The following is a 13,318-nucleotide window of genomic DNA, read 5'->3' as shown; positions in this document are numbered from 1 at the left end:
AGGATCCTGAGAACGCTTAACTTGGTTAATAAAATCATCAGCTTGCTGTGGCGTCATCTTCGCGCATTGAATGTTATTTTGGCTCTTCCACTTCTCATATAATTCACGAACGGCTTTATTGTAATCGCTGTGGCCGTCGCCATAGTTGTGTCCACCAGGGATCGGGCCAGTCGTCGCGCGATCAAATACTTGGCAAATGCCAAATTGCTATTCAAAAGGATTGATGAAACGCCTACCTGAAGGGCTACCAATCTTATAACATTTTTGTTTCTCATATAAAGGAGCACTAGTTTAATGATCTTTTCAGCGAGCGGAAGCTTGCACTCTTCCCGGTTCGCTACGATTGCCGCAGCGCACTATCAATAATCATTCTAACGTTCGTGCATCCTAATAATCTAACTAACTGTAACTTTGAACTGATAGTATTTATATGAAGTAAACAATAAATCTTTCGAAATCGTGTCTCAAGAACTTATTATTAAAAATCGCTCTAGGGAACGAGCTGAACACGCTGGTAGGGTTAGAACCATTGAACAGGCTAATGTTTTTTGACATCTGAAACGCGGGTTATGTTGCAGTCCTTAGAACAAGCGACCTTTTGCTTGAGTACTCCGGTTGAGATATAGGTGGGCTCCTCCGCATCAGGTTTCGCTCGCTGTACAAGCTGCGCCAACCACACTCAGAAACGCGCCTCCAGCGTTACCCGCGCCATCGTGTAACCTGGATAGATCGCAGCACGTCGCAGCGTCCCGTTCGCATCGTTGTACTGCGAGTCCGATACGAAGTCCTGCCTGAGCAGGTTCGACAGCGCCACACGCAGCTGGTATTGCGGATTGAACTTCCACAGCGCGTACACATCGAGATCGCGGCGCACGCTCTGGTAGCCCAGCTGGTTGAGGTTGATGCGCACCGGCCCGCCGCTCTTGAAGGCGAAACTGGAGCCTGCCGACAGCTTGCCGCCGAGCGTCTTGTAATCCACGCCTAGCGTAGCCGATACGGGCGTCTGCTGGTCGAGCCGGTTGTCCGGCCCCGGCACCGCGTCCACGCGGGACCAGTTGCGCGCCAAGCTGGCGCGCAGGTCGAGGTCCGGCGAATCCTTCATCACCGCCGACAGCGGGAACTTCGCTTCCAGCTCCAGGCTGCGCGTGAGCGCCTTGCCGTCGTTGACCGGCGTCTGGATCCAGCGTCCGTTCTCGACAATCAGGCCCTGGCGCGTGAAGTCGCTGATGCGGCGCACCGAGACGCTCGCGCTCAGCAGCGCCTTCTCGGCCCAATAGTGCTCATAGGACGCGTCGATGCCGGTCGCCAGTTCCGGCTTGAGGTCGGGATTGCCGCGGAAGTCGGGCTCGGTCTGGCTGTTGTTGGGCGTGGTAAAGCGGCGCGGAATCAGGCTGCTGGCGGCCGGCGCCTTGTAGGTGCGGGTCAGCGCCAGGCGCAGCTGGTCGCGGCTGTCGGGCAGCTTGTACAAGGTCTGGGCCAGCGGGCTCCAGACGCTGCTGCGCCGGCTGATGGAGGCGAAGGTATTGCCTTCGCTGGTGGTGTCGATGCCTTCCCAGCGCAGGCCGGCGTACATCGACCAGCGCGGCGTCAGGTTCCATTCGTCCTGGGCGAACAGCGCCAGGCGCTTGACGCTGGCCTCATAGGTTTCGTTCGGTTCCACGACGCGGCCGGTGCGCGGGAAGACCTCGCGTTCGATGCGTGCATCGTCGCGCAGGGTGTGGCCGCCATCCCAGCCCATCGCCAGCGCATGGCCGGTCCGCCAGGGCATGGAAAGCTTGCCGGTGCTGGACAGGCCTCGCTCCCGCGTGGCGCTCCACACGCTGGAATCGCGGGCCAGCTCGCCACCGCTGGCGTCATTCTCGCGATACAGGCCCTTGGCGCGCAGCCCGTTGGCGCCGAGCTTGAGGTCGAGCTTGGCCCCGTCGCCCAGCTTGCGTACCCAGTTCAGGTCTGTACGTGCGATCGTGTTGCGGCCGGTCGAGCGCATGTCACGCGTGTCGTAGCGCGGCTGCGCGCCGAGCAGCGTGTCGGTGACGGCGTGACCGTGGTACTGGTTGCGGTTGTGGTTCACCAGCGACTGCCAGGTGAGCGTGTCGCCATCCTCCAGGTTCCAGTTGATGCGCGGAGTAAGGTTCAAGCCATGGGGGCTGCCTTCGTCGCGCTGGACCGTGCGGCGCAGGAGCGTCAGGCGGCCGTCCGGCGCGGTCGCGGTTTCTTCCGCCGGCGACGGGCGATCGAAGTGGAAGCGCCAGGCGCTGGCGTTCAGCGAATACGACATCTTGCCGGCGCGGTCGGACAGCTGCAGGCTGGCGTTCGGGTTGCTGGCGTCGCCGCTCTTGCCGACGCCGAGCTTCAGTTCGCGCTGCGCCTTCTGGATCGCCTTCTTCAGCACGATGTTGATCGTGCCGGCGATCGACTGGGTCGAAAACTCGGCGCTCGCCGCGCGCAGGATCTCGATGCGCTCGATCGCGTCGGGTGAAAGCTCGTCGATGGAGAAACCGGCGGGAGCCCGTTCGCCGTTGATCAGGATTTGCGTGTAGCCGCTGCCCAGGCCGCGCATGCGGATTTCGCCTCCGCCGCGCCCTGCGGCGCCGCTGACCGTGATGCCCGGCAGGCGCTTGAACACATCGAGCACCGAGGTGTCGCCGTAGCGCCGGATCTCTTCGTTCGTGACCACGATCTTGCTGGCGGTATCGTCGCGGCGCGGGTCGTAGGAAGAGGCATTGGCCTTGACCTCGACGGTCTGGATGTCGGCTCCCGGCTTCGCCTGGGGCGCAGGTGCGGGGCTAGTCTGGGCTTGGACAGGATAGGCGGCGAGGAGCAGTACGGCGGCGGTCGGGCGGAACATCGAAGAATGCAAAAACGATAAGGGATGCGTATTCTGCCGCAAGCCCGATGCGTGCGCCGGCTTTTTACAAAATATTCACCCCGCATCAGTGCGGGCGGATCGCTCCCCGGTACAAGGCATCGGTAATGCGCTCCTGGAAGCGCGATTCGGACGAGAAGCGGCCGGGCTGCAGCTCGGGGTTCGCGCCCACGCCGCTGCTCACGTAGATCATGCCGTCCTTCGTCTGCGGGTCGAAGACGAACAGCGCGTTCAGTCCCCACGACCAGCCGAGGTGCCCCACGCCCTTGAAGCCGCCGCCTTCGACCAGGCGGTCGCCGCTGGCGCGCCCCTCCTTGACCGTGCTGACGTCGAGGAAGTGCTGGTTGCCCAGTCCCCAGGCGTGGTACAGGCCGCGGAAATTGTCGCTGTCGCCGCTGCCGTTTGCGCCCTTCCCGCCCAGGGTCCACTGCCGGCTCAGCATCGTGGCGACGGTCTCTGGCTGGAGGATCTGCCTGTCGCCATGCCGGCCCTCGTTCATCAGCATCAGCATGATCGCGGCCAGCTCGCCGGCCGAGATGCGCAGGCTGCCCTGCGGCCCGAACAGGGTGCCGTTGGTGCCGGTCACGTACTGCTCCAGGCCCGGCGGCGCGGCCGGCGGCGCCGCGCCGAAGTCGTCGGACTGGGCGATCCACGGACCGTTGGGGTCCCATTTCTCCTCGCCGTCCTTCTCGCGCTTGCGGTACAGGGTGGCCACGTCGTCGATGCCGGCGGGCGCGAAGTCGGCCAGGTAGAAGCCGGCCTTCAGCCCCATCGGGTCGAAGACCAGCTTGCGCATCAGGCGGTCGAAGCGCTCGCCGCCGGCACGCTCCATGACGGTGGCGATGATGCCCGAGTTGAAGTTCACGTATTCGAAGAAGGCGCCCGGCGCAGCCTTCGCCGACCATGCCTCGCCCTTGCCGTAGCGCCGCCCGCCGGGAACCAGCACCTCGCGCAGGTCGACCGCCGGGTCCCACTTGAAGCCGCCCTCGTCGCGCAGCGAGGAGGTGTGCGTCATCAGCATGCGCAGGGTGATCGGGCGGTCGGGGAAATGCGGATTGCGCAGCCGGTAGCCGAGGTAGCCGCTCACGTCCGCGTCCAGCGCCAGGCGGCCCTGCTCGACCAGCTTCATGGCGCCGATCGCCGTCACCAGCTTGGAAATCGAGGCGATGCGGAACATCGTGTCCGCATCCATCGGCCGCGCCGGCGCGGTGCCGGTCGCCAGGCGCTTGCTGCCCAGCTGCCTGCTGTAGACGATCTCGCCCGCGCGGATCGCGACCACCGACAGGCCGGGGAGCGGCATGGCCGGATCGTGCATGATCGCTTCCAGCTGCCGGGTCAGGGCCGCCGCGGGCTCGGGCGGCAGCGGTGCGGCTGCGGCCGCAGTGGACACGAGGGAAAGCGCCAGCAGCGCGGCGGTCGGTTTCATGCGTTCTCCAGATGAGCGGTCGACCGCGTCATCTTAGAGCGCCGGCCGCGCGCTGGCGAATGCCAATGCTTGCCAAAGCCATAACCGCGAGCTAGGGCGATTCAGGCGTTCAGGTCGCCCAGCTTGCCCAGGCAGCGGCGCTGGAAGTTGTCCAGCCCCTCGGTGACGAAGGCGTCGTCTTCCTCGATCACGTCGGCATCGATCAGCAGGCGCAGCTTGGACACGCGGTCGCCATGGGCGAGCGCTTCCGCCAGCGGGGTGTCCGGCTTGCCGGCGTGGGCGATGGCGTCGGCCACCTCCTGCGGGAAGTTCCAGTGGGCCGCGATGACGGCGGACAGCTGGCGGCTGATGTTCAGCAGGCGCAGGCCGAAGTCGCTGTTCCCCGGCATGCGGCCGCCCTCGCAGTGGCGGTCGGCCATGCGGAAGGCCACGATCAGGCCGACGTTCTGCATCAGGCCCGCCAGGTAGGATTCGAACACGCTGGCCGACATTCCCGGCGCCAGCATGCTGGCTGCGAAGGCGCATTTCTCGGACTGGCTCCAGACGATCGGCAAGGCGTGGCGCGCAAAGCCCTCCACCTGCATCTTCACCAGCGGGCGCAACGCCACGCGCGCCAGCAGCATGCGCACGCCGTTCAGGCCCAGCATCATGACGGCCGCTTCCAGGGTCTTGATCGGCGTGAGCGGCTTGTAATAGGCGCTGTTCGACTCGCGGATCACTTCCGCCACCAGCACCGGGTCCGCCGACAGCTCGCGCGACAGCTCGGCGGTCGAGAGATTCTCGTCCATCAGGCCGCGCAGCAGCTTCGGGATCAGTTCCGGCACGCGCGGCACCAGCTCGGCGGCGCTGCCCGGGTCGTGGACCAGCATGCGCACGCCGTCGAGGATGCGGGTCTGGAGTTCCTTGGACGCGTCATAGCCAGCCGCCGCCGTCAGGAAGCGGTAATAGGTGGCGTCGACCTCCTTGTTCAGGGAACGAAGCTCGGCGTCCTGCTCCTCCTCGTCGAGCATCTCCTCCGTGTCTTCCGGGGCTTGTTCCTCTTTTTCCGAGCCGCTCAGTAGGCGGCCAATCCATTTTTTCATAGCGGTAGCTCTGCGTCAGCGAACCAATTGATTGTATTCTTTCCGCACGGAAACTTCCAGCTCGAAGTGATCCAAGCGTCAGCAATAGTCTACGCCCTTTTTATTGCGCTGCATCGGCCCGCCATCCGCCGCCCAGCGCCTGGATCAGCGCCACCGCCGCCGTCTGGCGGTCGGCCTGCACCTGGACCAGCGCGCGGCGGGCCGACAGGGCCGTCACCTGGGCCTGGACCACTTCGGTATAGCTCACCTGCCCGGCCTTGTAGCGGTTCAGCATCTGCTCCTCGACCAGGTTCGCCGCCTCGGCTGCCTGGCGCCGCAGGTCCTGCTGCTGGGCCAGCACGCGGGTGGCCGAGAGCTGGTTCTCGACGTCGGCGAAGGCGTCGAGCACCGTTTGGCGGTAGCGCGCCACGGCCGCCTGGTGGCGCGCCTCGGCGCCCTGGACCCCGGCGCGGGTGGCGCCGGCGTTGAACAGGGTCTGGGCGGCGGACAGGCCGAAGGACCATGCCGCCGCCGATGCCGAGAACAAGTCGCCGACCCGGCTCGTCGCGCCGCCGTAGGAAGCGCTCAGGCCGATGTTGGGGAAGTAGGCCGAGCGGGCCACGCCGATCTCGGCGTTCGCGGCCGCCACGTCGCGCTCGGCGGCGGCGATGTCGGGGCGGCGCTGCAGCAGGGTCGCCGGCACCCCGACCGGCACCTCCGGGATGGTGACGGCCCAGGGCGCGGCCGCCAGCGAGAACTCGCTCGGGGCCCGCCCCACCAGCACCGCGATCGCGTGCTCCAGCTGGGCGCGCTGGCGGGCCAGGCTCAGGGCATCGTTGCGGGCGTTGGCCAGCTGGGTCTGGGCCTGCAGCACGTCGGACTTGGCCGCGATGCCCGCATAGAAGCGGTTCTGGGTGATCTGCAGCACCCGTTCGTAACCCGCGACGGTCGTGCCCAGGAGGGCGCGCTGGGCGTCGAGCTGGCGCAGCGCGAAGTAGTTGGTGGCCAGCTCGCCCTGCACGGCCAGCCGCACGTTGGCCAGGTCGGCGGCGGTCGCCTGGGCGCTGGCCTGGGCGCTGCTCACGGAATTGCGCAGGCGGCCGAACAGGTCCGGCTCCCAGCTGCCGCCGATCGACACCCGGTATTGGTTGGAAGGCGAGCGCTCGCCGCCCCCTGCCCGGTCGGCGCCCGCGCCCAGCGACACCACCGGGAAGAGCGAAGCGCGCTGCTGGGCGACCACGGCCCGGGCCTGGGCATAGTTCGCCACCGCGGCCGCCACTTCCTGGTTGGCGCGCGCGGCTTCTTCGGCCAGGCGGGTCAGTTCCGCATCGCCGAACAGCTGCCACCAGGGCCCGCGCTCGAGCGCGTCGCTCGGCGCGGCGGGCACCCAGCCTTGCGCTTCCTTGAAGGCGGCGGGCTCGGGCGTGCTCGGGCGCTGGTAGGCGGGACCGACGGCGCAGCCGCCCGCAAGCAGCGCCAGGGTCAGAGTCAGGAGTGTGGGCGTGGTTCGCATAAATGTCATGGCTTGGCTAGGGAAGGACCGTCCTCGTCGTCGAGGGGATGCCGGGTCAGCTCGCGCTCCGACGCCGTCTTGGTGCGCAGCTTGTCGAGCAGGACGTAGACCACCGGCGTGGTCAACAGGGTCAGGACCTGGCTGGCGATCAGGCCGCCGATGATGGCCACGCCAAGCGGGCGGCGCAGCTCGGAGCCTTCGCCGAAGCCGATCGCGAGCGGCAGCGCGCCCAATGCCGCTGCCAGGGTCGTCATCAGGATCGGGCGGAAGCGCAGCAGGCAGGCTTCACGTACTGCTTCAGTCGCGCTCAGGCCGCGCGCCCGCTCGGCCTCCAGCGCGAAGTCGATGATCAGGATGGCGTTCTTCTTGACGATGCCGATCAGGAGGAAGACCCCGATCAGCGCGATGATCGAGAACTCCATCTTGAACAGCAGCAGGGCCAGCACCGCGCCGACGCCGGCCGAGGGCAAGGTCGAGAGCACGGTGACCGGGTGCACCAGGCTTTCGTACAGGATGCCGAGCACGATGTAGATGACGATGATGGCCGCCGCGATCAGGAAAGGCTGCTCCTTGTTCGATTCCTGCGCCGCCTTGGCCGTGCCCTGGAAGCTGCCGCGCACATTGGTCGGCATGCCGATGTCGGCTTCGGCCTGGCGCACCGCGGCCTGCCCGTCCTCCAGGTTGGCGCCTTCGGCCAGGTTGAACGAAACCGTCGTGGCCAGTTCGCCGTCCTGGTGGTTGACCGAGGTCGGCGTCGAGCTTTCGTCGAAGCGCGCGAGGGCCATCAGCGGCACCATGGAGGTGGCGCTGGCGCCAAGAGCCTGGCCGCTGGACGGGTCGCGCGCGGCGGTCAGGTTTGGCGGTGTGGATGCCGACGCAGCCCTGGCAGGAACGTACACATCGCGCAGCGCCTCGGGCGACTGGGCGTAGCGCTGGGCCACGCCCATCACCACGTGATACTGGTTCAACTCGTCGTAGATGTTCGCGACCTGGCGCTGGCCGAAGGCGTTGTACAGCGCGTTGGTGACGTCGCGTGTGCTGATGCCCATGCGCGCAGCCGTCTCCTTGTCGATGGACACGAAGGTCTCGACGCCGTTCTCGGCCTGGTCGGTGTCCACGTCCACCAGGGCCGGCTGGCGCTTCATCGATTCGGCCAGGCGGGTCGCCCACAGCTTGAGGTCGGCAGCATTGTCGCTCTTGAGGGTGTACTGGTAAGTGGAATTGCTGGAGCGTCCGCCCATGCGCAAGTCCTGCACCGGGTTGAGGAACAGCGACACGCCGGTCACCCGCGCCAGCTGCGGGCGCAGGCGGGCGATCACGGCCTGCCCTGCCTCGCTTCGTTCGTCGGCCGGCTTGAGGTTGATGAACATGAAGCCCCCGCCCGCGCGCCCGCCGCCGGTGAAGCCGACCACCGTGTCGACCGCCGGGTCGCGCTTGATGATGTTGACCAGCTGGCGCATCTTGGCCTGCATGGCCTGGAAGGAGATGCTCTGGTCGGCGCGGATGCCGCCGCTGATCTGCCCCGTGTCCTGTTGCGGGAAGAAGCCCTTGGGCGCGGCGGCGAACAGATACACGTTCAGGCCGATCACGAACACCAGGCTGAACATGACCAGCAACTTGCTGTCCAGCGCCCAGTCGAGCGAGTGTTCGTAGGCGCGCAACACGCGCCCAAAACCTTTCTCGGACCAGCGCGCCAGGCGTCCCTGCTTGCGCTCTTTCTCGTTCCTGCGCAGCAGCCAGGCGCACATCATCGGCGTGGTGGTCAGCGAAATCACCAGCGAAATCATCACCGCCGCCGACAGGGTCACGGCGAACTCGCGGAACAGCCGCCCCACCTGCCCGCCCATGAACAGCAGCGGTATGAACACCGCCACCAGCGACAGCGAAATCGACAGCACCGTGAAGCCGACCTCGCGCGCGCCCAGCAGCGCGGCCTTCATGCGGTCCATGCCCTGCTCGATGTGGCGGCTGGTGTTTTCCAGCACCACGATGGCGTCGTCGACCACGAAGCCGGTGGCCACCGTCAGCGCCATCAGGGACAGGTTATTGAGCGAGAACCCCAGCAGGTACATGACGCCGAAAGTGCCCAGCAGCGAGACCACGGTCGCCACCGCCGGCACCACGGTGGCGCGCACGCTGCGCAGGAACACGCTCACCACCAGCACCACCAGCAGGATCGACAGCACTAGGGTGAACTCGATCTCGTGCAGCGAGGAGCGGATCGAATTGGTCCGGTCCGAAGCCACCTGCAGGGTCACGTCGCCCGGCAACTGGGCCTGCAGCGACGGCAGCAGCGCGCGCACGCCGTCCACGGTCTCGATCACGTTGGCGTCCGGCTGGCGCGTGACCAGCACGATCACGGCGGGCTGGCCGTTGAACAGGCCGAGCGTATTGATGTTCTCGGGGCCGTCGATCACGTCCGCCACGTCGCGCAGGCGGATCGCGGCGCCGTCGCGCCAGGCGACGACCAGGTCGCGGTAGTCGGCGGCGCTGCGGCCGTTGCCCGTCATCGCCGGCTGCGAATAGATCTGGAAGCGCGTACCGCCGCCTTCGATGACGCCCTTGGGACGGTTCGGATTGCTGGCCTGGATCGCGGCGCGCACGTCTTCGGCGGAGACGCCGTAGCGGTTGAGCGCATACGGCAGCAGCTCGACCCGCACCGCCGGCAGCGAGCCGCCGCCGATTTCCACTTCGCCCACGCCTTTCACCTGGGCCAGGCGCTGCTGGACGATGTTGGAGACCGATTCGTAGATCTGGCCCGGCGTACGGGTCTTGGAAGTGAGCGCAAGGATGATGACCGGGGCGTCGGAGGGATTGGCCTTGCGGTAGGTCGGGTTGCTGCGCAAGGTGGCCGGCAGGTCGACGCGGGCGGCGTTGATGGCCGCCTGCACCTCGCGCGCGGCGGCATCGATCTTGCGGTTCAGGTCGAACTGCAGGCTGACGCGGGTCGAACCGGTGCTGCTGCTGGACGTCATCTCGTTGACGCCGGCGATGGTGCCAAGCCTTCGTTCCAGCGGCGTGGCCACGCTCGAGGCCATGGTCTCCGGGCTGGCGCCGGGCAAGGAGGCCGACACCGAGATGGTCGGGTAGTCGACCTGCGGCAGCGGCGAGACCGGCAGCACGAAGAAGGCCGCGATGCCCGCCAGCGCCAGGCCCAGGGTCAGCAGGACGGTGGCGATCGGGCGCTCGACGAAGGGCCGCGACAGGTTCATGCGCCCGCCTCCTTCGGCGTATCAGGTCCCTTGTTCCGCGCCTTGCCGGTCCGGCGGCGAGCCAGGCGGTCGAAGGCCAGGTAGATCACCGGCGTGGTAAACAGGGTCAGGAGCTGGCTGACGATCAGGCCGCCGAAGATGGCCAGGCCCAGCGGCCGGCGCAGCTCGGCGCCCTCGCCCCAGCCGAACATCAGCGGAATCGCGGCGAACAGCGCGGCCAGGGTGGTCATCAGGATCGGACGGAAGCGCAGCAGCGCGGCCTGGCGGATGGCGTCCACAGGCGCCTTGCCTTCGTCGCGCTCGGCCTCGATGGCGAAGTCGATCATCATGATGGCGTTCTTCTTGACGATGCCGATCAGGAGGATGATGCCGATGATGCCGATCACGCCCAGTCCCTGCCCCGTCACCCACAGCGCCAGCAGCGCGCCCACGCCCGCCGACGGCAGGGTCGACAGGATGGTCAGCGGGTGGATGTAGCTCTCGTACAGCACGCCCAGCACGATGTAGACGCAAACCACGGCGGCCAGGATCAGCCACAGCTGGTTCGACAGCGACGCCTGGTAGGCGCCGGACGCGCCCAGGAAGCTCATCGATACCGAGGCCGGCATCCTGATCTCCCCGGCGGCGGCGCGGATGGCGTCCACGGCCTGGCCCAGCGAGACCTTGGGCGCGGTGTCGAAGCCGACCGTGGCCGCCGGGTACTGGGCCACGTGGGTGACCTGCAGCGGCGCCTCGCGCTCGGTGATGGTGGCCACGGCCGCCAGCGGCGTCGGCTGGCCGGAGCTGGTGCGCAGCTGCAGGTTGGCCAGGCTGTCCAGGGACATGGCCTGGTCCTGTTGAGCTTCGAGGATGACCCTGTACTGGTTGGTCTCGGTAAAAATGGTCGAGACGATGCGCTGCCCAAAGGCGCTGTACAGGGCGTCGTCGATGGAGGCGGCCGTCACGCCCAGGCGCGACGCGGTGTCGCGGTCGATGTCGATGAAGGCCGCCGCCCCGGTGGCGCCGGCGTCGGTGGTGGCGTTGCGCAGCTGCTTCAGGGTGCGCATCTTCTCGACCAGCTTGTGCGCCCACTGGTTGACGGTGGCGCTGTCGGCGCCTTCGATCGACAGGCGGTACTGGGTCGGCCCGCTCTCGGCGTCGATGGTCAGGTCCTGGGTCGGCTGCAGGTAGAGGGTCACGCCGGCGACATTCGCCACGCGGCTGCGCAGGCGCTCGATGATGTCTTCCTGGTCGCCGCGGTCGGCCTTCAGGTTGATCAGCATGGTCCCGGTATGCAGCATGGTGTTGTTGGCCGCGTCCACGCCCACGTAGGAGCTGAGCGAGGCGACTTCCGGGTCGCGCAGGATCTCGCGCGCGGCGGCCTGCTGGAGCTGGGCCATGTCACGGTAGGAGATCGACTGGCGTGTTTCCAGGCGCGCCTGGAGCTGGCCGGTGTCCTGGGTCGGGAACAGGCCCTTCGGGATCACCGCCCACAGCAGCGCGGTCAGCACCAGGGTGCCGAGCGCCACGATCAGGGTCAGGCCCTGGCGCGCCAGCACCCAGCCAAGGGCCACGTCGTAGCGCTGGATGACGCGGTCGAAGAAGGCTTGCGTCTTTTGCGCCAGCCGGCCCGGATGCTCGTCCTCGCGGGCGCGCAGCCAGCGCGCCGACATCATCGGCACCAGGGTCAGCGAGACCACGGCCGAGATCAGGATCGTGATCGCCAGGGTCACCGCGAATTCGCGGAACAGGCGGCCGACCACGTCGCCCATGAACAGCAGCGGTATCAGCACGGCGATCAGCGAGACGGTCAGCGAAATGATGGTGAAGCCGATCTGGGTGGCGCCCTTGATGGCGGCGGCCATCGGCTTTTCGCCCTCCTCGATGTAGCGGGCGATGTTCTCGATCATGACGATGGCGTCGTCGACCACGAAGCCGGTGGCGATGGTCAGCGCCATCAGCGACAGGTTGTTCAGGCTGTAGCCGAGCAGGTACATGATGCCGAAGGTGCCGATCAGCGAAATCGGCACCGCCAGGCTGGCGATCACGGTGGCGCGGATGCTGTGCAGGAAGGCGAAGATCACCAGCACCACCAGCACCACGGCCAGCAGCAGCTCGATCTGCACATGGTGGACCGAGGCGCGGATGCCGGCGGTGCGGTCGCTCAGCACGTCCATGCGCACCGAGGCCGGCAGGCCGGCCTGCAGCTCGGGCAGGCGCTCCTTGATGCCGTCGACGGTGGCGATCACGTTGGCGCCCGGCTGGCGCTGCACGTTCAGGATGATGGCGGGCTTCATGTTGGCCCAGGCGCCGAGGCGCACGTTTTCGGCGCTGTCGACCACGCGCGCCACCTCCTCCAGCTTGACCGGCGCGCCGTTGCGGTAGGCCACGATCAGGTTCTTGTAGTCGGGGACGGTGAGCAGCTGGTCGTTGGCGTTGATCGCGTACGAGCGCGTGGGGCCGTCGAAGTTACCCTTGGCGCTGTTGGCGTTGGCCGCCGTGATGGCGCTGCGCAGGCTGTCCAGGCCCAGCCCGTAGGAAGCCAGGGCCCCGGTATCGGCCTGGATGCGCACCGCCGGCCGCTGGCCGCCAGAGAGCGTGACCAGGCCGACGCCGGAGACCTGGCTGATCTTCAGGGCCAGGCGGGTGTTGACCAGGTTCTGGACCTCGGTGAGGGGCAAGGTGTCGGAGGTGATCGCGAGCGTGAGCACCGGGGCGTCGGCCGGGTTGACCTTGGCGTAGACCGGCGGGGCCGGAAGGTCGGTGGGCAGCAGCGAACCGCCGGCGTTGATGGCGGCCTGCACTTCCTGCTCGGCCACGTCCAGGGTCTGGCCGAGGCCGAACTGGAGGGTGATCACCGAGACGCCGGCGGCGCTGGTGGAGCTCATGCGGGTCAGGCCGGACATCTGGCCGAACTGGCGTTCCAGCGGAGCGGTGACGGTGCGGGCCATCACCTCGGGACTGGCGCCGGGGTACAAGGTCTGGACCTGGATCGTCGGGAAGTCGACCTGGGGCAGCGCGGACAATGGGAGGAAGCGGTAGCCGACCAGGCCGGCCAGGACGATGGCCAGCATCAGGAGGGCCGTGGCGACCGGGCGGTGGATGAATGGGGTCGATGGGCTCATGCCGCCAGCTCCAACATACCGTCGTTCCGGCGAAGGCCGGAACCCAAGTTTGCATGCGTACCCGGCTGCTCAGCAAACTTGGGTCCCCGCCTGCGCGGGGACGACGGAGCTGAGGGCGCGGGGCGGCGGCGATACG

The 13,318-nt window shown here is 67.1% G+C and carries 6 protein-coding genes; all 6 read right to left on the bottom strand.

All coding sequences use genetic code 11. From position 1 onward, the window contains the following. Positions 1-679: 679 nt before the first annotated feature. On the bottom strand, positions 680-2,848 hold the full coding sequence (locus tag KBW95_RS05525; RefSeq protein ID WP_211523225.1) for a TonB-dependent siderophore receptor: 2,169 nt from the start codon (positions 2,846-2,848) through the stop codon (positions 680-682). 85 nt (positions 2,849-2,933) lie between these two features. Next, on the bottom strand, positions 2,934-4,292 hold the full coding sequence (locus tag KBW95_RS05520; RefSeq protein ID WP_211523226.1) for a serine hydrolase: 1,359 nt from the start codon (positions 4,290-4,292) through the stop codon (positions 2,934-2,936). A gap of 101 nt (positions 4,293-4,393) precedes the next feature. Beyond that, positions 4,394-5,374 (bottom strand): HDOD domain-containing protein, encoded by a 981-nt coding sequence (locus tag KBW95_RS05515; RefSeq protein WP_211527673.1) that lies wholly within the window; start codon positions 5,372-5,374, stop codon positions 4,394-4,396. A gap of 100 nt (positions 5,375-5,474) precedes the next feature. Further along, a complete protein-coding gene (locus KBW95_RS05510) occupies positions 5,475-6,875 on the bottom strand; it encodes an efflux transporter outer membrane subunit (protein ID WP_211527672.1) in 1,401 nt (466 codons plus the stop codon). After that, complete coding sequence (locus KBW95_RS05505) at positions 6,872-10,078, bottom strand: efflux RND transporter permease subunit (protein ID WP_211527671.1); 3,207 nt, start codon at positions 10,076-10,078, stop codon at positions 6,872-6,874. The genes KBW95_RS05510 and KBW95_RS05505 overlap by 4 nt, the downstream gene beginning before the upstream one ends. Then, complete coding sequence (locus tag KBW95_RS05500) at positions 10,075-13,182, bottom strand: efflux RND transporter permease subunit (RefSeq protein ID WP_211527670.1); 3,108 nt, start codon at positions 13,180-13,182, stop codon at positions 10,075-10,077. Before KBW95_RS05500 ends, KBW95_RS05505 begins: the two co-directional genes overlap by 4 nt. Between the last annotated feature and the right edge of the window lie 136 nt (positions 13,183-13,318).

It is taken from the genome of Massilia sp. ZL223, assembly GCF_018119395.1.
Classification (GTDB): domain Bacteria; phylum Pseudomonadota; class Gammaproteobacteria; order Burkholderiales; family Burkholderiaceae_D; genus Telluria.
The sequence above is the reverse complement of the archived record's forward strand: the minus strand, read 5'-3'. Positions and strand labels throughout refer to the sequence as shown.

Coding starts and splice junctions, on each gene's coding strand:
- KBW95_RS05510 (WP_211527672.1), bottom strand. CDS start 6,875: ATGACATTTATGCGAACCACGCCCACACTCCTGACTCTGACCCTGGCG.
- KBW95_RS05525 (WP_211523225.1), bottom strand. CDS start 2,848: ATGTTCCGCCCGACCGCCGCCGTACTGCTCCTCGCCGCCTATCCTGTC.
- KBW95_RS05500 (WP_211527670.1), bottom strand. CDS start 13,182: ATGAGCCCATCGACCCCATTCATCCACCGCCCGGTCGCCACGGCCCTC.
- KBW95_RS05515 (WP_211527673.1), bottom strand. CDS start 5,374: ATGAAAAAATGGATTGGCCGCCTACTGAGCGGCTCGGAAAAAGAGGAA.
- KBW95_RS05505 (WP_211527671.1), bottom strand. CDS start 10,078: ATGAACCTGTCGCGGCCCTTCGTCGAGCGCCCGATCGCCACCGTCCTG.
- KBW95_RS05520 (WP_211523226.1), bottom strand. CDS start 4,292: ATGAAACCGACCGCCGCGCTGCTGGCGCTTTCCCTCGTGTCCACTGCG.